This window comes from Methanocellales archaeon (genome assembly GCA_028715985.1).
GTDB lineage: Archaea > Halobacteriota > UBA148 > UBA148 > UBA148 > UBA148.
The window spans coordinates 385,487-408,757 of the sequence record JAQUQR010000001.1; the positions used below are offsets into that span (position 1 = coordinate 385,487).

The window sequence follows — 23,271 nt, forward strand, 5'->3', positions numbered from 1 at the left end:
AAAGATAGCTGAAAAATAGAAAAGCATGACGAAGAAGTGGAAAAGCTGAAAGAAAGTCTGGATAAATTTGCAAATAATATTAAATCATTACCAGATTTCGAAAAGAAGGTTTCAGAAAAATTTGAAGAATATTAAGAGAGTAGCGAGCAATTCAGATACAAGTCATTTTGAACCAACGACTGTAATCTTAGGATATATCATCAGTAATAGACAAGAGTTAGACTATCATTATTCGGATCATGATTTCTGGAATCAGAACGGGGAAGAGTTACTTGAATTTAGAGAAAGATTAGAGATTAAAAATTATAAAATTGATGTTGAAATTTGAAAAAGTCTTGGGGTTTTGATATTATTTTAAATCGACGAAGCCATTAAAGACTTAGCCCAAACCGCGGAATTTTCCCATTCAAAGGTTATACTTTATCTCGCCTCGAATGCCCATGTCTGACCAGGGACAAGCCGCTATGCAATTGGCACAAGACGTACGGTTCATTTGCCAAAAGATGTGGCATTTTACAACGTCGACGGGCCATCTCAGTAGGCCTGTTCGATTAGAAATGGAAGTAGGTTCAGTGGTGCGCTCTCCGAACTTGATGGCTCCCATAGGGCAGCTTTTGGCGCAGAGGACACATGACTCGCAGAATCTTTGTATCCTGAATTCGATCGGCTTGTCCGGCTTCAAGGGCAAGTCGGTTAACACCTTGCAGAGCCTAACTCGTGGCCCGAACTCAGGAGTTATGAGTAGACCGAGCCGCCCAAGTTCCCCCAGGCCGGCGTCAATGGCAAGTGGGATGCTCTGTGCCGTGTCGTTGCCGCTGGGTATGGCAGGGTATCCCAGTGAACGTATGTACCTGGCAAGTGAGGGCGCCACCTCAGCCATTTCGGAGTATCCAAGAGCTGTTGCTGCGGAGGCTTCATAGCCAGGAGACTTTTTGATTCCTTCCCAGTCCATTTCGACCGCAAGCACTATCGCGTATTTATAGGGAATACCAAGTTCACCAAAGTTGCCAGTCGACCTATCGAAATAGTTGGAGTACACCCAGCGTTGGTCGAGCTCACATATTCCAACAAGGTCTGCTCCGTAAAATTTTGCTACCTTCTTGATTCTCTTGGACATCTCTACGGGATATAAAACAGGGAATTTTGTTTCAGCTACGGGCTCGTCCCTGTCGTATAGCCCGCCGAAACCCATCTGGTATCCTTGGTATCCGGAATAATTAGGGGCAAGACTGCCAGCCTTATCGTCCACGTATATGGCACCAGCACTGAGGGCATTTCCCTCCTGCCTCACCAGTTCATCAACCTCTATTAAAGGAGCCTCTGCACGTCTCTTTTTGTACTCCTCGTCCCACACAGATCTGCTAAACACTTCATTCTTCTGATCAAATTGCTCAATTGTCTCTACCACAAAATCATCATAGGTGGGTTTATCGACCTTATTGATGTAAGTGGGTCTGCCCTCACTCTCCCTTAGGGATGTCGGTGTGGATCGATGTTCTGAATCGACGTGGACTCTCAAGGCACCCAACGTACTGAATGTCCCATCGCAGTATGGACAGGCGTATCTGTTTATTTCTACTTCCTTGACTGCTTCTGTTTCTTTTATTACTTCTACAGGTACCTCTACTATTTTTTGTACCTCTACTTCTTTTGGGGGCAATAAGAGAGATACGCCTCCAGATCCGACAGCTACTCCAGCCACGAACCCGCCCGTACCCACAAGTAGTTCCCTTCTCGTTAACTTTTCAAATTTTTCTTCTTTCTGTTCCTCTGCCATGGTATCCCTCTATTTTAGATTGGGTGTAAAAAGAACATATATATGATTAACTGGCTCTGTAGAAAAACCTTCCCTCTCAACTCCACTAGCTGGTTCTGTTAACTTCTCGAGAGATGGGGATGAGTGTTAACTTGCGTGGGATAGGTGGCATTTTGGATTAATGTTATCCACTTATTATCTCCTACAACATCTATTCCACAAGCTTCGGCGGGTGTTTTACCGTTTAACCCTTGATGACCTCTTATGTAATTGTGGAATATCTGATAGCCACTGAGTATCACCGTATCTTTCTTCTTTAATCCATGCATTACTTTTTCCCTCTGTCTAACCTCTCCGTTTAGCCTTTCCATCTTGTTGTTATTCTTGTCTCCCTTTAGTTTAATGGTGTTAATATGCTTGGATTGTGGGCTTGTATTCGTGTAAAACTAATGCATCGTGATATGCCCTTAATCCATCAGTTATAAGGACATTCGGTCTTTTATCTGCTATCTCCTTACCTTTGTTGAATAAAGCCCTTGCATCGTGCTTATACTTGCTATCTGCAACTTCCTGAGCAATCCAATACCTTGTTTCATCATCCATCAATGCAAACAGATACTTCATATCACCGTTTATCTTTACTTAGAGTTCATCCGCTCTCCAAGTATCTGATACTTGGGGTTTTATCTGCTCTACATACTGTTTCATCAGATTGGTGTATTTTTCAATCCACTTATAAACAGCGACATGAGAGACTTTTACGTTTAAGAGCTTTAAGGACTTGGCAACGCCTCTAAAGGATTCACCGCTGAAATACAGTTGCATTGCAGTTGTTACAATCTTTGAATTGTTTTTCATCCCTTCAAAACCGAGATTTGCGGTAAAGTGTTGTGAGCAACCTTTACAATAGAATATCTGAATATTGCCATATTTGTTATGTCTCAATCCATCCTTTACTATGCTTGATGAACCACAAAAGACACATTCAGTTGGATTTACATTTACGATAGGCTCAATCCTTACTCTCTCTACTTGCTTTCTTATAGCCGAGCTGAACTCGACAGCCCATATATGCTTACATTTTGCACCACGACAAACATGGTCAGGGCATGAACACTTCCATCCTATTTCAGTTGATTTTAGGTTGTAAAAGTCCTTCTTGGATTGCGATTTTACCTTATAAGTGAAGTCATCCACCCTTTTTATCTGACCTTCTACATTGGCGATTTCAAGCCCTCTTTCCTCTCTTGTGGTTGTGATTTGCATTTGTCTCACCATATATATTAGGTACCTAAAGTATAATAAAGCTTTCGGTACCTAAAGATTTATAAGGGAGTAAGACAATATAGTAAAACCATGCAATTACAAAGGCAACTATCAAGGAAACATAAAGGCAAAGAGTACCCTAAATATACGGTTGTCATCCCCCCAAAAAAGATAGAAAAATTAGGGTGGATGGAGGGACAAGAATTAAGTTCAGAGGCAAATGGTGGAAGATTAATTATTAGACCAAAAAAGAAGCTTTGACCATTATTTCTTGGGTTTACGCTTACTTTTCTGGGGTTTACATTCACCCTTAGCAATCATTGCGTCAATTCTCGCATCTAAGATTTCATCAGCATAACTTTTTTCTTTTTTTCCTACCAACAATAATATTTTCCATCACGTATTTTTACTCCTTCTGTAGTTCTTTAACATCTAAGGAACTGATTGATGTTCGTAGCTCACTTTGTTTTGAATTATCCAATTCGAGGCTCTGTTTATATATCTCATCAAGTTCTTTCACTGTCTCATTTAAATGCGTTACACCCTCCTTGTCGATAACAATAATATCTGTAAAATTCTTTCCAACACCAACAGCAAGTTCCGCTTTCTTCTTCGCTTCATAGCATACATAAAGTGCATTCTTCAAAGAAAAAGAGGAGGTGTACCTACTAGCAACAAAAACCATATCTGAATGTCTATCGCCTGTCCCGACAGTACAATAGCCCATCGAATCGTAACAACTATAGGTTCCCATCAATTCTTCCATATCAGGGGTGTGAACAAAGTAAATATGGGCTCCTTTTTGATCCACTCCAGCTATAATTAGAAATAAATCAAAGTCATATTCTTCTATCTTTCTATCCAGTGTTAGAGCTAAAGTTTCGTTTAAGATATTTTGATTTTCATAAAACCATTCCATGCTTAATCCTTTTGGTTTGAAAAATTCATCCTCAATCTTTTTTCCCCTCAACTCAAGATATTCTTCTTTGACTATTTCTGTCACTTCTAATATAGGTAATCTCGCTCTGAGGGGTATTTTGGTCATTACCTGCTCAAATAAATCTACATAATCTAAAGCGTCTCCTGCTGTTAGCACAATCAAATTCTCTGACAATTCCCAGATTTTTGATTTATCATGTTCATACGCTACGCTCAAATCCCCAAAAGTTACCTTTTATTTCCAAAGTTAGGAGATTGACTCATCAAAAATTAAATTCTAATTTACAAAAAAAAATAAAACCCATACGAAACGATATCGCTAACCGCAATTCTCCTCATCTGCCCCCAAGAACTCCTTTAATTTGCACATCGCCTCCTTTTCGCGCTCTCCGCCACATTTCACCACAATCTCCTCGCAGTGTTCGATCCACCGAAGATACTTTGGGTCTTTCATGGCCAGATATCGCGTGGCATATATCGTTGCCTCGATGACGGCGTTGAAACCCCGATTTACAGGCTGTACGGACCTTTTTAATATCTTTTTTTTCAGAGGTCTTAGGATCACAGTGGCACACTTTGGATCGTTCACTATACTACACTCAAATACAATCCATGCCTTTGCAGCCTTTAGCACTGGATATCCCCCATCCATGCGAATCTCATCCTGAAAGGGATGCATAAGTGCAGACGACACGAATAGCAGTGGGTCATCCACTATGTTTGCGACCATTTTTTTTGTGGCCTTGATGTTGGCATACGTTTGAGTGTTCGTATATATTCGGGCTGAAAGGTTGCCGTCAGAAATTATCCCGATGGGCGCAGCGTTTGGCTCTCCTGATTCGGATATCGTGGTAGCTATTACCTCAGATATACCCCGGAATCCAAACTCCTTTATCATCACGGTTTCACTCCCCTTAGAAGAGCCATGAATAAGGACCCGATCACCATATCGGCGGTGGATCCTGGGTTGATTCCTTCTCGGATCAACTCCTCATCGAAATCACGTATTGCATCAAGGTCCCAAGTTTCCATCAGCCGAGATGCCTTATCAGAGACCTTTATTGCCTTCTCCACTCCGAACTTCCTCTGGATCAAGGTATCTGGTCGCTCTGAGAGCAATGTCAGGTATGTGAACACGATCGCATCGTTCATGCTCATCTGACCCAACTCCCCTTCTAGAACAGAGGCGCCTCTAAACGTCCTCTGAAAACCACTGACCCATTCACGAGCTATCGCATCATATTTGGCAGAGATGTGCATGAGATCATATAATGTCAATTCCCTTCTTTTAATCTCGTTGACCGAATTGGGATCATCTATGCTCAGTTCTTTTACGGAGCTTACGCGGACTTTGACGCAGCGAAATGCTTTGTAGAACTCGACAGCATCTTCCACGGAGGTGTCTTGCACTACCTTAGTTACGCTTTTGGCACCATCGTTTCCAGCCGCCATCACCAAGGGAATCAAAAGCAGGAATGCGCCAAAATGGGTGTTACCTCCGATCTGCCATCTAATACTCTCCTCGACCGACTCTCTGATGAAAGACCCGATGCCCTTTTTGGCTATCGCAGCCCTCTCAAATATGGGACCTACCCCAATAGCGGATGCCAGAAAGTGCTCATACTTAACATCATCAAAATCATGATTTCGGTCTACGTTCCCGGGCTTTGGCGTGGCAGAAACTTCTAAAAGCATTGCAAGCTGTGCGCATCGTGCGATATAAGTAGGATTCATATTTAATTACGTCCAAGGTTAATAACACTTTCAAATCACAAATAGCTTGCGTAGATATTTGTCTAATGCCAACAGGTTAACAGATGCATAGGACAAAACAAAAATAGGAATAAGTAAGGGGAAGATCAAAAAAGAACTTGGACTAAATAGGACATCTTTGGTCATTCATTTCATTGATTAGTTAAGAACTTGTTGTCTCTTTGATATGTAGGTATATATTGCATAAAGCGACTATCGGTCAGACCATACTTTCAATACTAAGTACAATTAAAGCGCCTATAACAAGAGAGGAATAAGCATATCTAACAATAGAGTAGGGTCTAGATAATGGTCCCCTAAATCCACTTGGAAGAAGTTCAATAATGATAAAAATAAATCCAACGGTAAGATATATGGCTAAAAGTGGATGAATTGATGGCGAATAATAAAAATAAACATTGGCTGCCATAACATTGGAGAACGTGGCAACTCTCCCTACAAACTTTCTCTCTACGATCAAACCAATAAGAATCAAAGCACATGGTGCAATAAGATGGACGAGGGTTGGAGGTAACATTTTGAAGAGCATCAATTCCATGGTATCATCCTTTCCTTTCAAGACCGCAACTTTCTATTTCACTTTTGTATCTTACCTAACTAGTTCAACTCTTTTCTTAATCTTTCCGTTTTTTATTGGAAAAAGTCTGCATAGGTTGAAGAAAAGGCCATGGTCGATTAATGGGATTCCTGTCGCTTGGTGATTTGTTCCATGATATGACTACAACTACATAACTTGCCCGGATGAGACTCTTTTATGCGAACCACTTTTGCTTTTAGGCCCCTTTTATGCAACTGCCTCAACAACTCGTCAGCATCAAAGCATTGGTCATATCCAAGAGCGATGATATCTGGCTTGATCTCATACAACGGCTCAAAGATGTCCCTCTCGCTACCCAGGATGGCCCTATCAACGATGCTCAACGATTGGACCATTTCAAGCCTCTGTTGCTCTGGAATCGTTGGTTCTCGTTTATGTTTCACCATTTTATCTCGAGCGACTATGACGATTAATTCGTCTCCCAAGGATTTAGCACACCTAAGATATGTCAAGTGGCCTGGATGGAGTATCTCAAAAGTTCCTGTTGCAAGCACTCTTGTCATCATTCCTCCTCAAACTCGACATCTAACACGGGCAAATTCCTGACACGGCCGGCTGCATCGTAACAGGCCCAACTATTTTCATCGTAAGGATAAGCCGCTATTATATGGTAGTCTCCTTTGCGCCCGAACATCATTAAATCCTCATTAGATGGATGCATATCAGCAGAGGGGTGACTATGTACCGACCCTACGCAATGTGAGAGGGGCATCATATGTAATTGCATGACTGCATTGGATGAAGAGGCCACAGTACCTGGAAGAACGATTACGTCAGTAATCACCCCTTCCTCAGCCCTCAACAATCCTGCAAACTCATTTGGATGTGATGACTTGCTGACTTCGAGTAGGAAATGAAGGGTATCTCTCGCAATTCCCCTAATTTTTTGATGAAGCATTACTACTGCCCCATTCGCTCCAGCACTGCAGCAACAATGATCGGTAGCAATATTGTCGCATCTCCATAGACTGTGACCTCTCTGGCCTCCTCAGCAACCTTGCCCCAGGATTTTGCCTCGCTGAGCGTCGCTCCAGAAAGACCGCCGGCCTCTGGACTATCTGTGGTGAGCTGTATCGCGTAGTCGAAGCTTTTTGGAGTTACAATCATCGACTGGAGGATGAAATTCTTTGGAACGCCGCCCCCTATGAGCACCGCTCCAGTCTTTTGTGCGTTATAACAGATGTCCATGAACTCGCGCATATCCTTAAAGGTATCAACGCTTAGTTTCTGAGTTTGAGTGTATAGCCACGCCTGCAGCCCTATCGCTGAGTCTGAGATAGCGGGACAAAACACAGGCACGCCTTTTTTTGCTGCAACCCCCAGGATCGAATTTTCAACTCTCAGCCCAATTTCTGTCAAAAATTCCCTGATGCCCATGCCCTTTTTATCGATATCCGCCATTATATCCAAAATCCTATTTTCAAAGATGGTGAAATGGTGCTCTGGCAAAAATACATCAAATATCCGATTGATTTCCTGGTGCCTCAGGTCTACATCATCTATTTCCGAAGTTCCCTTATAATGAAATCCGCCAAAAGCCTCGATTAGATCATGGACCAGATTCGCGCCTGTTGTGACAAGCACATCGATATAACCCGCCCGTATCAGGTCTTGGATAATTAAGCGCATTCCCGCAGGAGTCATGGCACCAGAGAGACCAAAGAACTTTGTGGTTTCATCAAGTAGCATCGCCTCATAAATGTCAACTGCTTCAGCCAGTCGTCCCGCACCTAGAGCAGCTCCACTCATTTCATTGACCAATTGGTTCACTGTCATGGTGGAGTTTATTTTCATATGTCTGATCGATTGCTTTAGCTCATTCATTTTAGACGCTCCCCTTTGCTGCAATAAACTCTCTAATCAATTTCGCACCCAATAAGGCAGTTTGCCCATGATCATATTCTGGAGATATCTCGACCAAATCGAACCCGGAGGCATATGGAGCCAGTGATTGAAGGACGTATTTGATGTCAATGGGATTCATCCCAAAGGGCTCTGGATTTCCAACAGCAGGCGCATATGCTGGATCGATCACATCTGCATCTATGGACAGATAGATTTGATCTGTGTTTAAATATTCAATTGCATCGCGCACGATTTGAGCAATGCCCTCTGATCGTATCTGTTCCATGGTGTAAAAATGAATGTCATTCTCCTTGGCAAAATCATATTCCTCCTTGGCCCCACTTCTGATGCCGATCGAAACATAGTTCATGGCGCCAACCACTTCAATGATGCGTCGCGAAACACAGGCATGGCTGTGTTTACAGCCTTCATATTCGTCCCTGAGATCAAGATGCGCATCCAAGACGACTGTGCCGATATCGTGAAACGCTTGGATGCACGGATATGTTAAAGAGTGTTCACCGCCCATCATTATCGGGATTTTGCCGTCATTTAAGATTCCCTCTACCACATTCCGAGTGGTTTTTAACATCTCGTCAACCGAGACGCTTCCATCGATATCGCCCAGATCGCAAAAAGCCACATCACATAAATCGACATCATAATGAGGATCGTAGGTTTCAAAATTGTAAGATGCTTCTCTTATCGCTGATGATGCTCGCTTGGAGCCTTTCCGAAAACAGGACGTTTTATCGAATGGCACTCCAAAAATCACGAAATCTGCATCTGCATATTCAGAATTGGCATCAGCAAAGAGTTCGGTGGACAATAGCATCACCGCATATCGATTTTCCTGCGACCCATTGACTCGATATATGTGACCTCTTTTCCAATCTCTAACCTTTCCCTGAACTCAGCGGGAACCCCCATCTCAAAGGTGGAATAATCCACCGTATCCATGAGTTGTACGGCCTCATTGGATAAAGATAGTACTTGCCCACTTTTTCTTTCCACGATGGGCACATATATCTTAGCGGTGACAGGCTGTGTTATCGATCTTTTCTGGGAGTCAAATATTCCGATTGCATCTATCCTTGCTTTAGCAGAACCATGTTTACCTGGTTTTGAGCTAGTAATGCCGATTATAGTACACGGCTCATCATCGATGAGTACATAGCGCCCTTGTTTAAGGGATCGAACTTCAACTTGTTCTTTCATTAAATACCCTCCACAAATTCAGTATTCTTAATAACACCATAGTTTAAATGTATCTCGATCAATAATTAATATAAGATGGTATATATGAAAAAGTTGTGTGAGGATGTCTCAAATGCCGTCCAAGAGGCAGTTTCCAACATCGTCGGCAAAATAGAGAGTGGAACTGTTCTCTACATGGGTGCAGATGGGACGCCCACTACAAAGATCGATGATGTTGCAGAGAGGGCAGCTGTTCGAGTTTTAAAGGAGGATGGAAAACCATTTAATCTCATAAGCGAGGAAATGGGCAGCATGAACCTCGGAGAGGGAGCAGAATTCACCATCGTGCTTGATCCAGTGGATGGGACGCATAATGCAATTCATGGCATACCCTTTTATTCTTTTTCGATGGCAATATGCGGAAACGATCTTTCGCAGACATACTATGGTTATATAAGAGATTTAGTGACAGGGGATGTGTACTTGGCGGAAAAAGCCAGAGGTGCATATCTAAATGGAAGGCGGATTCATGTCTCTAACAATACGAAGGAGTATTGCGTATCCACAAGCAGTCAAATTTCCCTAGAAAAAAACTGCAAAATTCGTCTTTTTGGTAGTGTAGCGCTTGAATTATGCTATGTAGCATCCCAAAAACTAGATGCAGTCATTGACAATAGAAACAATCTAAGAGTAACGGATATCGCAGCAGGAAAACTCATCGTTGAAGAAGCTGGCGGGATGGTAACGGACTGTATGAGTGAGACACTGAAATTGCCGCTTGATGTAAGACAAAAAATGAGGATAATTGCATCCAATGGGCGCATACACGAAGAATTGCTTGGTAAATTGAAGGAGTGTAGATGAAACCCAAGACTGTCGGTATTATCTCAAGATGTGATACGACTGATGCAATTGAAATAGTGGAAAAAGTCATGAAGCAGATTCAAGGCAAGGTTGAAGTCGTATTTGATCCGAGAAGCGCAACCGAACTCGGCATGCTAAAGTACTCCACCCCTACAGATAAAATGGATGTAGACCTGATCATCACGGTGGGGGGGGACGGCACAATACTGAGAGCGATCCAATTGTTAAGCAAGCCGACCCCCATTTTAGGAATAAACATTGGAGAGGTCGGATTTTTAGTAGAAGTGACCCCGGAAAAGGCGGAGACGGTCATATGTGAGGCACTGGAAGGATTTGAGGTAGACCGAAGAGCAAGGCTCGACGTAAGCGTTAATGGGGAAAAACTCCCAACTGCAACGAATGAAGCAGCTATTATAACATCCAGACCAGCAAAAATTCTTCAATTTCAGATAATCATCGACGAAAATGAGCTGGATACCATAAGAGCAGATGGTTTGATATTGGCAACTCCCACTGGATCAACCGCTTATGCGATGAGTGCGGGAGGCCCCATCGTCGATCCAAAGGTGGACGCATTTGTGATAGTTCCTCTGGCGCCATTTAAACTATCTGCCAGACCATGGGTTGTTCCGGCTAATAGTGAAATCGTGGTCAAATTATTGCGTCTAAAAAAGGAGGCGACGATTGTCATAGATGGGCAGTATAATAAAGTGGTCAAAAAGGGCGATGTCATCAAGTTCACAAAATCAAAGGAGCCAGCATTGTTCGTAAAAACCGGGGAGAGTTTTTATTCAAAGGTAAGAGGCAAATTGGTTATTTAGCTCTAATCAATCGCTTTTTGCTCTACTTCCACATTGGCTTGCCTCAAAAATTTCAGGGCGGCGTCGTCAGGATAAGAATTTATAAATAACACTCTGCCAATCTTCGCATTAATGAGTATTTTGGCGCATAAAATACAAGGTTGATGCGTTGAATACAAGGTTGACCCCTCTATGGAAACGCCATGAATGGCAGCTTGTATGATCGCATTTTGTTCTGCATGAACCCCCCTGCATAGTTCATGCCGCTCTCCTGACGGAATGTCGTTTTGTTTTCGGATGCACCCTATATCCAAGCAATGTTCTAAACCACGAGGTGCACCATTATAACCAGTCGCCAAGATCCTTTTGTCTTTCACTATCACTGCACCAACCTGATTTCTCAAACAGGTTGACCTCTTGGCCACAACAGATGCTATTTCCAGGAAGTAGTCGTCGATCGAAGGTCTCATTTTTCCCGATTTGTTTAGTGTCTTCAGAAGTATTAAATCATATGTAAAGCAAACAAAGAAGTCGAGAGGATAAAACATGAAAATTCAAAGGCCCAGGGGTACGCAAGATTTTTTACCAGAGGAGATGGCAAAGAGGCGTTTTATCGAGAGCAAAATGCGAAAAACAGTGGAAAGCTGGGGCTATCAAGAGATTCAGACGCCCATTTTTGAGAGTTTATACTTATTCACGCTTAGATCAGGAGATACAATCATAGACCAGAGCTATATTTTTGATGATAAAGGTGGAAGGAAGCTGATACTTCGCCCCGAGTTAACCGAACCAGTTACGAGATTGTACGTGGAAAAACTGCAAGCAGACCCCAAGCCGCTAAAATTATATTATTTTTCTAATTGCTTCAGATACGAAAGGCCCCAGAAAGGACGCTTTAGAGAGTTCTGGCAGTTTGGGGTTGAGCTGATAGGCAGCGATAGACCTGAGGCAGAGGTGGAGGTCATCGCACTTGCATCATCTGTGCTTGATAATATTGGGCTAAAAGGTGACTTACATGTGGGGCATCTTGGCGCTCTCCGCTCACTTATAGGAGATCTAAGCGATGAACAGAAGAATGCGATCATTAGATCTATCGACAAAAGAGATTATGAAGGGCTAAGAACCTATTTAGATGAGATCGGAGCTACCGCACTGGAGGAAAACATACGTGCTTTGATCAAAAGCGAAGATATCAAGGAGGCACGTGAAACAGTTGGCGATGTTCCCGCGTTGGAGCGGCTGGAGGATATCTCGGACCAGTTGGATCTGTATGGCATATCACACAAAATAGATTTCTCTGTTGCCAGAGGCTTGGAGTATTATACAGGCATGGTTTTCGAGATCTATGCAGAGGGTTTAGGTACGGAAAATCAGATCTGCGGTGGGGGATCCTATCGATTGGCACATCTGTTCGGGGGGGAGGACACCCCTTCCACGGGTTTTGCCTTTGGTTTCGATCGAGTGATCATGGCATTGGGAGATATAAAATTACCTCAGCAGACAAAAGTCATGATCGTTTCTACGAAGGAGCAGAGAGAGTGGGCGCGCACGAAGGTTGCACCCCGCATTAGAAAATACTTTCCCACAGAAGTAGACCTAATGGATCGTGATATAAACGGTCAATTGTCACGCGCCAATGCAATCGGGGCTACCCATGTGGTCATAGTCGGAGAGAGAGAACTGCAAAAAGGAGAAGAATTTGTAACCCTCAAAGGCATGAAGACGGGCGAACAGGAAACGCTCACAATGGAGGAGGCAATAAAGCGTATTAGGCTTGATGAGGTATAGTACACCATTAATGAGTAGACAGAACGTTATTTCAAGGTATATAAAAAATGAGAGGGGCTCAAATAACGCCATTATATTTATCTGCCACGGTTTTTATATAACTTCACATTAGATCAAATTGATCTCCCGCTATAGCTGTCACAGTGGTGTCTACAAACACGTGGCGGGTTGGCATATGCCTTACCACTACGCGGACCTCCTGGCCAGGGTCTATCGTAACTATGGGCTGTGGACAGCCGCATGCCGCAATCCTCTCAACACTGACGAGCAATACTTGCTCTCCTGGCTGTATAGGGGTTCCACCAGTGGAACGAAGATAAGTTGCGATACCATCAACCGTAGCCACTACCTCTAACTGATTTACTGCTCCAACGCCAGTGACGTCCATAAGAGCGGTATCACGGCTCCGTTCTGTTGTACTTTGTTCACTTGCATATACCACCAGATTTTCAAAGCGTAGACTTTCTATTTCACCTGTCGTTGGTGGCGGTGTGGGCTTTGGGGTAGGTCTTGGGGTGGGCATGGGCGTCGGCTCTGGCACGAGCACATATGTTGCAACCATCGCCGCAAAAATCCCGACGAATGCAACCATTAGGAGGATGCTGATGACAGGTATCCTAGCTCCTTTATTCCCCCTGGATCTTGGGTTTGTTTCGCCAGTGCGATCTACTTTTTTATATCCTCTCATCTTCATACGACCGTACCATCCACTATTTTTATTTGTTTTTTTGCGACGCTTGCAACGTCTTTATCATGCGTTATTATGACGACACTGACATCCCCTTCACTATTTAACTCTCTCAGCAAATCAAGTATCTTTCTACCAGCCGCAGAATCCAAATTTCCTGTTGGCTCATCTGTTAAGAGATATTTTGGTTTGTTTGCCATGGCTCTGGCAATTACGACTCTCTGTCTTTCTCCTCCGGATAGTTCCGTGGGAAAGTTACGTAACTTGCCACCCAGCCCGACGGATTCCAGCAATTTAGTTGCCTCCTCTTTCTTATTGGAACGCCCACTGAACTCCAATGGCAACATGACGTTCTGCAATGCGTTCATGCTATCATTCAAATAATAATCCTGGAAAACAAAGCCTATTTTCTCCTTTCTTATTTTACTTAATTCAAAATCTCCGAGTTTTTCCGTAGGTTGGCCATCAACCAACACAGTGCCAGTAGTTGGTACATCCAGACAGCCCATTATGTTTAGTAAGGTGGTTTTCCCGGAACCAGAAGGACCAACGACAGAAATAAAATCCCCTTCATTTAACACTAGATTAACGTCTCTTAGGGCCAAGAAAGCAACGTTCCCTTCCCCATACTGTTTTGATACATCCTTTAATTCTATGGTCATAGTCCTCTCAAAGCATCTATTGGAGTTAATCTTGCAGCGCTTATGGCAGGATATATACCTGAAATAGTGCCCACACCATATGCAATGATAAAGCATAGCAAAACATTATGTGGCGAGTAATAGGGAGCAGATTGAATGCCACCGAGGGAAAGGGGGACTATTAAAGGATAGACATTCAAAAACGCATAGCCTATTAAGATACCTAGGACACATGCGACTATCGAAAGGATGAGGGACTCAACCATGAATAGCGTGAATATATCCATTTGAGTGGCCCCAACCGCCCTTGATAACCCTATGTCCTTTTTGCGCTCGTATACCGCCATCGTCATGGTATTTATCGTGGTAAATGCACCTGCAACGATTGCTATTCCCGTGATTAGTATTATATTTGCCCTCGTAGTGGAAAACGTATTGAGGATTTCTTGGAAGACATCGTGTGCAAATACGGCTTCCACATTTTCTATTTGGTTAAGGGCAGCTACGGTTTCTGCTGCTTTTTCAGGATTCTCCATTGTCACAAATATTGCGCTTATGTTCCCCTCCTCGCCAAAAAGTTCTTGGGCAGAGGCCAACGGTATGAACACATAATGGTCATCGTGGGTTCCAGTCTCCTCCAATGTTTTTATTACTTCCAGTTCAATCGAATGCTGCGATTCCAATAGGATAACATCCCCCTCCAAGATGCCCCTCCCAATGGATTCAAAAGATCCTAATACAGCTCCGTCAAAGTCTTCGATGTAGCCCCATTGTCTCAATTCAGCTATCTCTTTCGTCGTACCCATCACAGGTAACACTGTGAGGCCATTCATTTCGGCTTTTTTAAGAAGCACAGGTACCGCAAGCTTCACATTGTCTACCCCTTTTACTTGAGGATGCACGCTCGATGGTATGGTACCCTCTGCCTCGCCCTCCAATAGTCCCATGATACGATGATGCCTATGGCCAAAGGGAATGACGAATATCTGTTCTCCCACATCTTGCATCTCTTGGTTTATGGATAGATCAATGCCATCGCTTATAGACAAAATGGTGAATAAAGTGGCAACACCAACAGCGATTCCAAGCATGGTTAAAAAAACCCTTATTTTTCTTCTTTTTAGGTAAGCGTATATGATCCACCACATGGTGCCCCCATAGCAAATTATTTTATGCGGTTGATGAACTTTTATGTCTTTGATGGGAGATGAGTTTTTTCGTTTTGTATTTCATAAGCTAGTTTAATTATTCACTTGAATATCAGGGTGTTCCGATATAGTATGGCCAATAGCCTGCAATCCCTAGCCCCGCCTCTTCCCATCATATATGCACATATGCGCTATGATGCTATATAAGCTTTTGCTCAAATGCGCCAAAACAAAAATCTGTCTATATATGGTTATTTCAGGGTGACATGCTAAAGGTGAAAGGCACAACAGGGACGAGTAAATAAATTAAAATGGATTAGGGAGTACGTTGCCTTTTCCTTGTTTTGTTTTGTTTAGGTATTAACCGAATTTAGCGTCCTAGTCGAGCGATAGGGCTTCTGCTGGACAAACTTCGACACACAGACCGCATTCAACGCACAGATCGTCGTCTACTACTGCTATGTCATCTTCCAGAGAGAGGGCGTCGTTAGGACATTCCTCTACGCACGTTCCGCACCCTACACATTTTTCTGCATCGATTTTTACTGACATATGTATCAAATCTCCCTTCTGCCATGTTCATTCATTCATGATATTTATAGATTTGGTCAACAATAGTTTTACTCAACAGCAGTGGGAATATTATATCACTTGTACAACAGGGGATCGTCACACCCAGAAATATGATGAGGAAAGTTTCCATAATATGAGGGATCCATTCTGTGAAACCAAACGCCATTAGATAAAACATCGTTGCCATCGTGCTTATGAAAACGTGTGAGCTGTGGGAGAATATGGTGGGTCTTCTTCCATGAACCATGTTAGTAGATGCTAATCCAATGAGCACGCCGAAAATTGCAAAGGGCAAAACGATCTGGGGATGTACAATCAAACACCAATGAAATTCCATTTCAATGCCAACGACCGTTCCACCAATAAATGGAAGAAATACGTCACTGATGCCGCAAATTCCAAGTGAGCCCACTAGACCAACGATTACCGCTTTGAAAACCCCCTTTTCATATCTCCAAAACATAGCAGTCGTGGCCGTAGCGCTAAACAGAATGTGCAACGGGTGGAATACGTGGAATAACTCATGACCATACCCAGACATTGTCGCTTTGCTCGGCGAGAGGGCCACCGTTAACATCCCCAATAAAATAAGCGCGATAGAGGTACTAAATGCTGTAAAAGGAACATGGTGCCTTAACTCCTCCCAGATGTGACCTAATTTACTATTTTCGTCTATTTTCAAATTATCACCCTACAAAATTATATTGAGCAAACCTCCTACCAGTAAAGTAGAGGTGATCATGATCGCAACGGATTTTGTCATATCCACTATACCTAATTCTTTAGTTAAAACGACAAACGTAGCAACACATGGGAAATACATCGCCAATACTACGCTAGCAACTATTGCTTGAGACATGGTCAAACCAAGGGGGAGAAGCATCCCTATAGCTACATCCTTACGCAGGAATCCAACCACGAGTGCTGCAGCTGCCTCAGCTGGCAATCCAAGCAACCCTACCATTATGGGGGAGAGAATTTGGCCTATAAATTCGATGATTCCTAGCGTATAGAGAATATTTATGATAAATACCCCCAGCAACACATACGGAACTGCCTCTCTGATAAAAAATCTTATCCTCATCCACAACTTCTTCAGTAATGCGCCCCAATAAGGAACCCTATAGGGCGGAATTTCCATAAATATTTCGGGACTCTTGCCCTTCAAAATTTTATTTAGCAAATATCCAAGGACCACCCATACCATAAAAAGTGTGAAAAGAACGATTCCTAGACCTTTCGCACCATATTTGCCAACTAGTCCGACTATCATAGCGATTTGAGCCATACAAGGAACTGAAATCGCCATGAGAGTTGCAGCAATGAAAACCTGTTTTTTAGTATCCAAGATTCTAGTGGACAGAGCTCCTGGGACGTTGCACCCCAAGCCTAGCAAGAATGAAACGATGGATAGACCGTGCAAACCTATTTTATGCATTAGGCTATCCATTAACACAGCCAACCTAGGCAAATATCCACAATCTTCTAAAAAGCCCAGTACCAAATAAAACGCAAACACGTATGGCAAGACCATGGCAAATGGAACGAAGAGTCCGGTGGTCAACAGCCCCAGGGACTGCACATAATCTATTTCTCCCTCTATTAGCGTTCCGATCAAGATGTCATGAACAAAACCAGGACCGAGTAATTCGCTCAATTTCGTCACCAGGGGAGTGTAAGCATCAAAGATCGGCTCAAATACATAATTTATTAGGCCTTCCCCGACAAACCTTATGAGCTGAAAGCTAAAAAGCAGGATAATCATAGCTATGAGAGATCCGGTCAAAGGTTTGATGCTCGCATCTCCTATTTTTTCTAGAAGGGTATGGTGACGATGGGTTATGGTTTGTACTTGGCTGATTATCCTACCAATCTCAGCCCACCTTTGCTCGTCAGCGAGTTCATCATTGACCGGCATATTGACCTTCCCTATGTGCTTTCACGATTTAGGACCTCTGACAATCTGGACACGAGGTCCTTAATTCCTTCGCCGGTAATGGCAACTGTGGGTACAACAGGGGTGTTTAAAAGTTTTTCAAGCCTTTCAATATCGATAATAATACCTTTGTGCTTTGCATCATCCCAAACGTTAAGCGCGATTATCATCGGTATCTTCTTTTCTAGCAATTGAAGCGTCAGATAGAGGTTCCTCTCTAGGTTTGTTGCGTCTACTACGTTAATAATTACATCCCCCTCGTTCATCATGCCTGTTGCTATCTCTTCCGCCTTATTGGTGGGTTCCAATGTGTAAGCTCCCGGCACATCAATTACTTCCGCCCACTGGTCACCAATCTTCATCGTGCCCTTCTTGAACTCCACAGTAGTACCAGGATAATTCGAAACTATGACGTTTACACCGGTCAGCCTGGAGAATAAAGCACTCTTCCCCACATTTGGGTTGCCCATTAGAAGTATCTTCAATTATTCACCACTACGCTACGCCACAAACACTTTCATCGCCATCCCTCTTCCGATTGCAACTCTGGTACCGTCTACTTCGACGATTATCGGACCCCTGAGGGGTTCAGAAGCGATTCTCCGAACGGGCTTTCCGACCCTAATGCCCAACGATGCCAAGCGCCTCTGAAATCCTGGCCCACCTTCCACATGTTGTACTATTGCTGCTTTTCTAGTATCCAGCTCAGATAACGGAATCAAGGAAAGGTATCCTCCTCAAAGCAGCATGACGCTCGTTCAATTGGGTTCCCATCAGGGCATTTTTCAGGATGACCCATCATCGAACAAAATCGTCGTTCGATGTCATCAGATATTACATGCTCCAACTTGCAAGCCTCCCTGTGTGCATCATCTTTATTCATTTTCAAAAATTCTACGAGGAACGTCTCAAGCAACTGATGGCGGCGTTTTATTCTTGAAGCTTCCATATTTCCTTGTTGGGTCAGAGTAACACCGTAATAAGGGACATACTCTACATAGCCCCCCTCTGAAAGCTTTTGAATCATCTCAGTAACGCTGGAGGGCGAAACGCCTAGCTCTTCAGCTATTTCAGATGTCTTTGCCATCCCACGTCCCTGGGTCAAGTACAATATCGTTTCTAGATATTCTTCAGATCTATCTTGCATGCCGATTAAATATTTAGGCATGCCTAAATATATAAAGGTTTCTTTGATATATACCAAATTACAAACAAGGGTTCAAATGACAAAAGGACGAGCATCTGCCTGTGGGGCTGGCACGATAATAAATGCCATTGCAACGTGGAACGGCTCAGCATTTGCCATTGACCTGCGTACGACAGCAGAGGTGGAGTTAAGTGAAGGAGCAAATAGCATTCGTGGTGAGATCCTAGGAGGCGACGTTGATACCACGCTGATCGAGCGTTGTGTAAAGCTCGTACTGGACAGGTTTGATTATGATGGTGGTGCTCGTGTAAGGACGAGCAGCGAAATCCCCATTGCAAGAGGTTTAAAGAGTAGTAGCGCTGCCGCCAACGCCACAGTCCTAGCAACGCTGGATGCCTTGGGCGAAAAAATGGAGCCTTTAGAAACGATACGCCTAGGAGTTCAGGCCGCTTTTGATGCGGGAGTGACGATAACAGGCGCTTTTGACGATGCTGCAGCCTCATACCTTGGCGGCATAGTTGCCACAGATAACAGGGAGCAACTATTGGTAAAAAGGGTCGAGAGAGAGTCGGAGGTGCTGGTCTTCGTGCCAGAATCTCAGGCTTTCACTGCAGAAACCAACGTAGTTAGGTCAAGACTGATCGGCCCTTGGGTGGACATCGCATATGACCTGGCTTTGGGGGAGGAGTTTGAAAAGGCGATGACGCTAAACGGCTTTCTGTATTGCTCTGCGCTTGGCTTTGACCCTGAGCCGATGCTGTGCGCATTGGAAGCGGGAGCAACTGGAGTGAGCCTGTCTGGCACAGGACCAGCATTCACCGCCATAGTTTGTATAGATGATGTCGATGATGTTATCAAAGCATGGAAGCGTTTAAAAGGAAAAACCATAAGGACTGAGATCGATAATACTGGTGCGAGGGTGGAATCATGCTAAGGGATGTTAGGGAAGAAATCCAGAAAATTGATGACCAAATCATCGAGCTCATAGCTCATCGAACTGGTCTGGCAGAGAAGATATTGGACGCAAAGAAAAAGGAGAATGTGGAAATCGATGACGAGGAGCAGAACAAGGTGGTGCTAAAACGGGCGGTGGAAGCGGCGACAGAACATGGTATGGACGTGGGCGCAGTGAAGCGAATCTACGAGATCCTCATAAAGATGAGCATAGAGCGCCAGCGTGAGTTGAGCGGAAGAGGAAAGTTACAGCCATCATAGCCGTTCGAAAGACAACAAAGGGATAGGTAAAATAAGGATATAATCGTAAGAACTAATCACGATTTGGGAATTACAAATTACCTTTAAATTTCTTTTCTGCCTATTTGTATTACATTACTCCAACCTAATCGCAGGAATCCAGTCGTTGTAAGTGACACCGTTTACATCGGTGAACTGTGTGCAGGTGATTGTCCCTCCTGTCACTTCCGTGCTGGTTGCATGTATTATCTGCGGATAGGAGCCTGTTTTTATGGTGTAATTGTAGGTTTCGCCTGCCCTTAATATGAAAGATTCGCCAAAGGTTATGTTGTGATAATCTCCGCTGTAACCAGTCCAAGTTGCAGTCGTATTCCATGTCGAATTCCATATTTTAACGTATTCTGCATGTCCACCGGTTCCAGCACATGGGTATGTGTACATGTAAGAGACATTGAAATTATATAATGGTGTGATAGTGCCGTTGTGAGTTCCTGATGTACTGGGTGCTGTGCCTGTGCCGGTGTCAAAGACTGCTGCCTCACTTATATTGCCTCTAATCTCAAACAAATGAGAGCCTTCTCCGAGATCCATCGAATTATTCAGTTTCATATCAGTTCCATCTAACGTCAAAGAAACATCTGCCGGTATATTGGAAGAACTCCATGTCAAAGTCGATGTTTGTCCTTCAGGAACGCCTACGCTAAGATTCCAAGCTAGTTCATCCTTGTTTATCTCTGTTGCGTAAATATCATCCAATATTAATATGACCTTTCCTTGAATTGGGGTCTGCACAAAGGTATCAAATGCATCATAGCCGTTTGTTGCGTTGGGATGTATGCCAAAAGTGATAGGCTCTAACTGATTTGTTGCAGAGATGGTAAGATTCCATTCGTCGGTTATTGTCGCAGAAGTTATCGTTGGAACTACCTTTGCTTTCACCTCGGTTGAAACCGCTTCAACTGTAGTGACGGTTGTATCTGTAGTAACAAATACCCATGCGGACTTCCCGGGTTCTAGTATAGTAGTTTCTATGAAAGAAGGGGCAACCCATGTAACCGCTGGTCTCTCAGTGACTTGGTTGGATATGTCAGATATTGTCAGATTATCCGTTCCGACTGTTCCTACCATGTTCCAGCCCGCCCCTAAAATTAGAGTTGTATCGGTGATTGCCTCCCCAGTAACACTTATTGTGGTATCTGAGGGCGTGAATACCCAGTAGCCTGTTTTTGGCTCAATGCATGTGACCAGAACAAAGGAAGGAGACTCCCAGGTCACAACAGGCATCGTGTCCAGAGTAGAGATGCTTCCGAATATCGCATCCACTGAACAGTTATCAGGTATAATGGGCAATGAAACCATGTTCCATCCTGCTTTTAGGTCTATGCAGAATTCAATTCCTAATTCAGCCATTACTGTCAATTCATGACTGCCTTCACTAAGCTGCGAACCTGAAGATAAGACCTCAGCACCTTCAAAAATCGTTAGATTAACGCTAGAAGGAACGTTCCAAGATAAAGTGGTTGTTTGACCAGTTGGAACACCTACTGAAAAATTCCATGAAACCGTTTCATTATAACATCTGGTCTTCTTGATGCTCGTTGAATAAAGGTCGTCAAGAATCAGTATGACCTTCCCCTGAACTGGAGTCTGTGAAAAAACATCATATTCTGGGTCGTAGCCATCACTTGCATTTGGGTCCATTCCAACAACAACTGGATCTAATTGGTTAGTTGCTGAGATGGTCATGTTCCATGAGATGTTTGGTGGTAAAGTCAGCAGTACTACACTGCCTGAGATCTGCATCGTAGTGCTGCCGTATTTATATTCCACGATCACGTTATAGGTACCACTAGGAACCTCTCCTACAGGTCCGTTAATTGAAGTATCCCATGTGTAGCAGTATTCGTTGTCTATCACATCGACCCAAACGCTAAGTCCCAACTCGTCGATCTGAATGTTGACTTGTGCTCCAACCTTGTCATCTTGGTCCAGCGTTCCTGTGATCTTGACATCTGTTGCTCCGGCTGCATCTTGAGTGGTGTCGAGAGTTAGCGTTGGTGCCTCTATCAGAATGTTTGCACTTGCCTTTGCCTCATCGGCGTTATATGCGCCATCATTGTTAGTGTCCAATACCGCAGTTATCTTATAGGACCCTGTGGTGGTTGGTGCTTGTATCTTCTTGGAATATGCCTTAGATGAATCCAGTGTCGCTGAATCAAGGAGGACGTTAGTGGTGGCACCTGCAGACGGTGTGCCTTTAAATAACAGTACCGTTGTGCCCACCCCTTGATTGGCTGTTCCTGTAACCGTAAACTCGTTGAGCACCGTCGCTCTACTGGGCAGGGTTATGGTTACCTCTTGATCTGAAACTGTAAAGCTTGAGGAGGCATCTGCATACCATTTTTGGCCTAAATCCGTCCATGCCTTGACCTTGTAAGTGCCTTTTTCGGTCAGATAAGTCCCAGGAACCTCCCACTTGTAGGATCCGTCATCCTCTACAAATGTGTCATTGGCATTGTTGAACTTGGTAATACCATTTGGATAGGTGACTTCGATGAACACAGGGGTGTCCTTTTGCCTGTTGGATTCACCTGTGATGTCTGTTTTCAGCATTAACACGGTGTTCTGGGCTGATGCGGTCAACGTGGCACCTATAACAGTTACCGTTGCCTTCTGCTCTAATGTCGTGGCGGTTATTAGCGCCTTGATCTCGTAGTTACCTGGTGCTGCTTCTAGGCCAACCGTTGCATTCTGCGTGCTCCACTTTACGCTGTAGCCTTTGGTGGTTGGGTTATAATAGACATCATATAAAGTACCCTTAGCTGGGTTAACCGTAATCGTTGGCTTTGCAGTCGCAGTGCCCGTTACTGTGATTTCATTTCCTTCTACCACCGTTGATGGCGCAGACAGCGTTAGTGTCTTTGATGCAATGGTGAAAGACTTTGTTGCTACAACATCCTTATTGTCAAGTACGACCTTTGCCTCGACTGTGTAGCTCTTTTCGGTGATGTCGGTGTCAAATGTGGTGGCTGAGAACTTGCCGTTCTGTACTGTAGCAGTCATCTGTGCGCCTATTGGGCTCACCCCATCATACACCTGAATCGCCACAGTGTAGCCT

The 23,271-nt window shown here is 43.7% G+C and carries 30 protein-coding genes; 6 read left to right on the forward strand and 24 right to left on the reverse strand.

Translation table 11 applies throughout. From position 1 onward, the window contains the following. Positions 1-406 precede the first annotated feature (406 nt). From PHI74_02310 to PHI74_02325, 4 genes are all read right to left on the reverse strand, one after another. Complete coding sequence (locus PHI74_02310; GenBank protein MDD5484848.1) at positions 407-1,777, reverse strand: reductive dehalogenase; 1,371 nt, start codon at positions 1,775-1,777, stop codon at positions 407-409. Positions 1,778-1,875: 98 nt separating this feature from the next. Next, the gene (locus PHI74_02315; protein MDD5484849.1) at positions 1,876-2,127 is read right to left on the reverse strand and encodes a hypothetical protein; all 252 of its coding nucleotides are present in this window, start codon (positions 2,125-2,127) and stop codon (positions 1,876-1,878) included. Between the two features lie 37 nt (positions 2,128-2,164). Further along, positions 2,165-2,392, reverse strand: coding sequence for a DDE-type integrase/transposase/recombinase (locus PHI74_02320; GenBank protein MDD5484850.1), 228 nt, complete (start codon positions 2,390-2,392; stop codon positions 2,165-2,167). Positions 2,393-2,398: 6 nt separating this feature from the next. Then, a complete protein-coding gene (locus PHI74_02325; GenBank protein MDD5484851.1) occupies positions 2,399-3,031 on the reverse strand; it encodes a hypothetical protein in 633 nt (210 codons plus the stop codon). A gap of 81 nt (positions 3,032-3,112) precedes the next feature. On the opposite strand from PHI74_02325, the gene PHI74_02330 reads away from it, so the two are divergent. Continuing rightward, entirely contained in the window at positions 3,113-3,283 is a 171-nt protein-coding gene (locus tag PHI74_02330) for an AbrB/MazE/SpoVT family DNA-binding domain-containing protein (protein ID MDD5484852.1), read from the forward strand. A gap of 145 nt (positions 3,284-3,428) precedes the next feature. Here PHI74_02330 and PHI74_02335 read toward each other — a convergent pair whose 3' ends face one another. From PHI74_02335 to PHI74_02375, 9 genes are all read right to left on the reverse strand, one after another. After that, complete coding sequence (locus PHI74_02335) at positions 3,429-4,178, reverse strand: hypothetical protein (protein ID MDD5484853.1); 750 nt, start codon at positions 4,176-4,178, stop codon at positions 3,429-3,431. A 102-nt stretch (positions 4,179-4,280) separates the two neighbouring features. Then, positions 4,281-4,859 (reverse strand): DUF447 family protein, encoded by a 579-nt coding sequence (locus PHI74_02340; GenBank protein ID MDD5484854.1) that lies wholly within the window; start codon positions 4,857-4,859, stop codon positions 4,281-4,283. Further along, a complete protein-coding gene (locus PHI74_02345; protein ID MDD5484855.1) occupies positions 4,859-5,695 on the reverse strand; it encodes a triphosphoribosyl-dephospho-CoA synthase in 837 nt (278 codons plus the stop codon). The genes PHI74_02340 and PHI74_02345 overlap by 1 nt, the downstream gene beginning before the upstream one ends. 238 nt (positions 5,696-5,933) lie before the next feature. Further along, positions 5,934-6,293 carry a hypothetical protein gene (locus PHI74_02350; GenBank protein ID MDD5484856.1) on the reverse strand — a complete coding sequence of 120 codons (360 nt, stop codon included), beginning with the start codon at positions 6,291-6,293 and terminating at the stop codon, positions 5,934-5,936. A 116-nt stretch (positions 6,294-6,409) separates the two neighbouring features. Next, a complete protein-coding gene (locus PHI74_02355; protein MDD5484857.1) occupies positions 6,410-6,835 on the reverse strand; it encodes an FAD synthase in 426 nt (141 codons plus the stop codon). After that, positions 6,835-7,230 carry a Mov34/MPN/PAD-1 family protein gene (locus tag PHI74_02360; protein ID MDD5484858.1) on the reverse strand — a complete coding sequence of 132 codons (396 nt, stop codon included), beginning with the start codon at positions 7,228-7,230 and terminating at the stop codon, positions 6,835-6,837. Before PHI74_02360 ends, PHI74_02355 begins: the two co-directional genes overlap by 1 nt. Before the next feature lie 2 nt (positions 7,231-7,232). Beyond that, positions 7,233-8,156 (reverse strand): deoxyhypusine synthase, encoded by a 924-nt coding sequence (locus PHI74_02365; GenBank protein ID MDD5484859.1) that lies wholly within the window; start codon positions 8,154-8,156, stop codon positions 7,233-7,235. Between the two features lies 1 nt (position 8,157). Continuing rightward, positions 8,158-9,012, reverse strand: coding sequence for an agmatinase (gene speB, locus PHI74_02370; GenBank protein MDD5484860.1), 855 nt, complete (start codon positions 9,010-9,012; stop codon positions 8,158-8,160). Continuing rightward, positions 9,012-9,395, reverse strand: a complete 384-nt coding sequence (locus PHI74_02375) for a translation initiation factor IF-5A (GenBank protein MDD5484861.1) — start codon at positions 9,393-9,395, stop codon at positions 9,012-9,014. Before PHI74_02375 ends, speB begins: the two co-directional genes overlap by 1 nt. 84 nt (positions 9,396-9,479) lie before the next feature. Between PHI74_02375 and PHI74_02380 the strand changes: the two genes are divergently transcribed. Then, positions 9,480-10,238: a bifunctional fructose-bisphosphatase/inositol-phosphate phosphatase gene (locus PHI74_02380; protein ID MDD5484862.1), complete on the forward strand. Its 759-nt coding sequence runs from the start codon at positions 9,480-9,482 to the stop codon at positions 10,236-10,238. Further along, a complete protein-coding gene (locus tag PHI74_02385) occupies positions 10,235-11,059 on the forward strand; it encodes an NAD(+)/NADH kinase (GenBank protein MDD5484863.1) in 825 nt (274 codons plus the stop codon). The genes PHI74_02380 and PHI74_02385 overlap by 4 nt, the downstream gene beginning before the upstream one ends. Positions 11,060-11,061: 2 nt before the next feature. On the opposite strand, the gene PHI74_02390 is transcribed toward PHI74_02385, so the two are convergent. Continuing rightward, entirely contained in the window at positions 11,062-11,508 is a 447-nt protein-coding gene (locus PHI74_02390) for a cytidine/deoxycytidylate deaminase family protein (protein ID MDD5484864.1), read from the reverse strand. A gap of 76 nt (positions 11,509-11,584) precedes the next feature. On the opposite strand from PHI74_02390, the gene hisS reads away from it, so the two are divergent. After that, a complete protein-coding gene (gene hisS, locus PHI74_02395) occupies positions 11,585-12,826 on the forward strand; it encodes a histidine--tRNA ligase (GenBank protein MDD5484865.1) in 1,242 nt (413 codons plus the stop codon). Between the two features lie 103 nt (positions 12,827-12,929). On the opposite strand, the gene PHI74_02400 is transcribed toward hisS, so the two are convergent. The 9 genes from PHI74_02400 to PHI74_02440 all read right to left on the reverse strand — a co-directional run bounded on the left by PHI74_02400 (position 12,930) and on the right by PHI74_02440 (position 18,959). Beyond that, positions 12,930-13,514 (reverse strand): hypothetical protein, encoded by a 585-nt coding sequence (locus PHI74_02400; protein ID MDD5484866.1) that lies wholly within the window; start codon positions 13,512-13,514, stop codon positions 12,930-12,932. 2 nt (positions 13,515-13,516) lie between these two features. After that, the gene (locus PHI74_02405) at positions 13,517-14,176 is read right to left on the reverse strand and encodes an ABC transporter ATP-binding protein (protein MDD5484867.1); all 660 of its coding nucleotides are present in this window, start codon (positions 14,174-14,176) and stop codon (positions 13,517-13,519) included. Further along, positions 14,173-15,303 (reverse strand): ABC transporter permease, encoded by a 1,131-nt coding sequence (locus tag PHI74_02410; GenBank protein MDD5484868.1) that lies wholly within the window; start codon positions 15,301-15,303, stop codon positions 14,173-14,175. The genes PHI74_02405 and PHI74_02410 overlap by 4 nt, the downstream gene beginning before the upstream one ends. 378 nt (positions 15,304-15,681) lie before the next feature. Then, on the reverse strand, positions 15,682-15,855 hold the full coding sequence (locus PHI74_02415) for a 4Fe-4S binding protein (protein ID MDD5484869.1): 174 nt from the start codon (positions 15,853-15,855) through the stop codon (positions 15,682-15,684). A gap of 31 nt (positions 15,856-15,886) precedes the next feature. Beyond that, the gene (locus PHI74_02420) at positions 15,887-16,558 is read right to left on the reverse strand and encodes a hypothetical protein (protein MDD5484870.1); all 672 of its coding nucleotides are present in this window, start codon (positions 16,556-16,558) and stop codon (positions 15,887-15,889) included. Between the two features lie 9 nt (positions 16,559-16,567). Then, positions 16,568-17,794 (reverse strand): nucleoside recognition domain-containing protein, encoded by a 1,227-nt coding sequence (locus PHI74_02425; GenBank protein MDD5484871.1) that lies wholly within the window; start codon positions 17,792-17,794, stop codon positions 16,568-16,570. An 11-nt stretch (positions 17,795-17,805) separates the two neighbouring features. Then, positions 17,806-18,297, reverse strand: a complete 492-nt coding sequence (locus PHI74_02430) for a FeoB small GTPase domain-containing protein (protein ID MDD5484872.1) — start codon at positions 18,295-18,297, stop codon at positions 17,806-17,808. A gap of 15 nt (positions 18,298-18,312) precedes the next feature. After that, on the reverse strand, positions 18,313-18,534 hold the full coding sequence (locus tag PHI74_02435) for a FeoA family protein (GenBank protein MDD5484873.1): 222 nt from the start codon (positions 18,532-18,534) through the stop codon (positions 18,313-18,315). Beyond that, positions 18,531-18,959, reverse strand: coding sequence for a metal-dependent transcriptional regulator (locus PHI74_02440; GenBank protein ID MDD5484874.1), 429 nt, complete (start codon positions 18,957-18,959; stop codon positions 18,531-18,533). The genes PHI74_02435 and PHI74_02440 overlap by 4 nt, the downstream gene beginning before the upstream one ends. A 76-nt stretch (positions 18,960-19,035) precedes the next feature. Between PHI74_02440 and PHI74_02445 the strand changes: the two genes are divergently transcribed. Continuing rightward, positions 19,036-19,893: a shikimate kinase gene (locus PHI74_02445; protein ID MDD5484875.1), complete on the forward strand. Its 858-nt coding sequence runs from the start codon at positions 19,036-19,038 to the stop codon at positions 19,891-19,893. Further along, a complete protein-coding gene (locus PHI74_02450) occupies positions 19,887-20,174 on the forward strand; it encodes a chorismate mutase (GenBank protein MDD5484876.1) in 288 nt (95 codons plus the stop codon). The genes PHI74_02445 and PHI74_02450 overlap by 7 nt, the downstream gene beginning before the upstream one ends. Positions 20,175-20,288: 114 nt before the next feature. On the opposite strand, the gene PHI74_02455 is transcribed toward PHI74_02450, so the two are convergent. Beyond that, entirely contained in the window at positions 20,289-23,249 is a 2,961-nt protein-coding gene (locus tag PHI74_02455; protein ID MDD5484877.1) for a hypothetical protein, read from the reverse strand. Positions 23,250-23,271 lie beyond the last annotated feature (22 nt).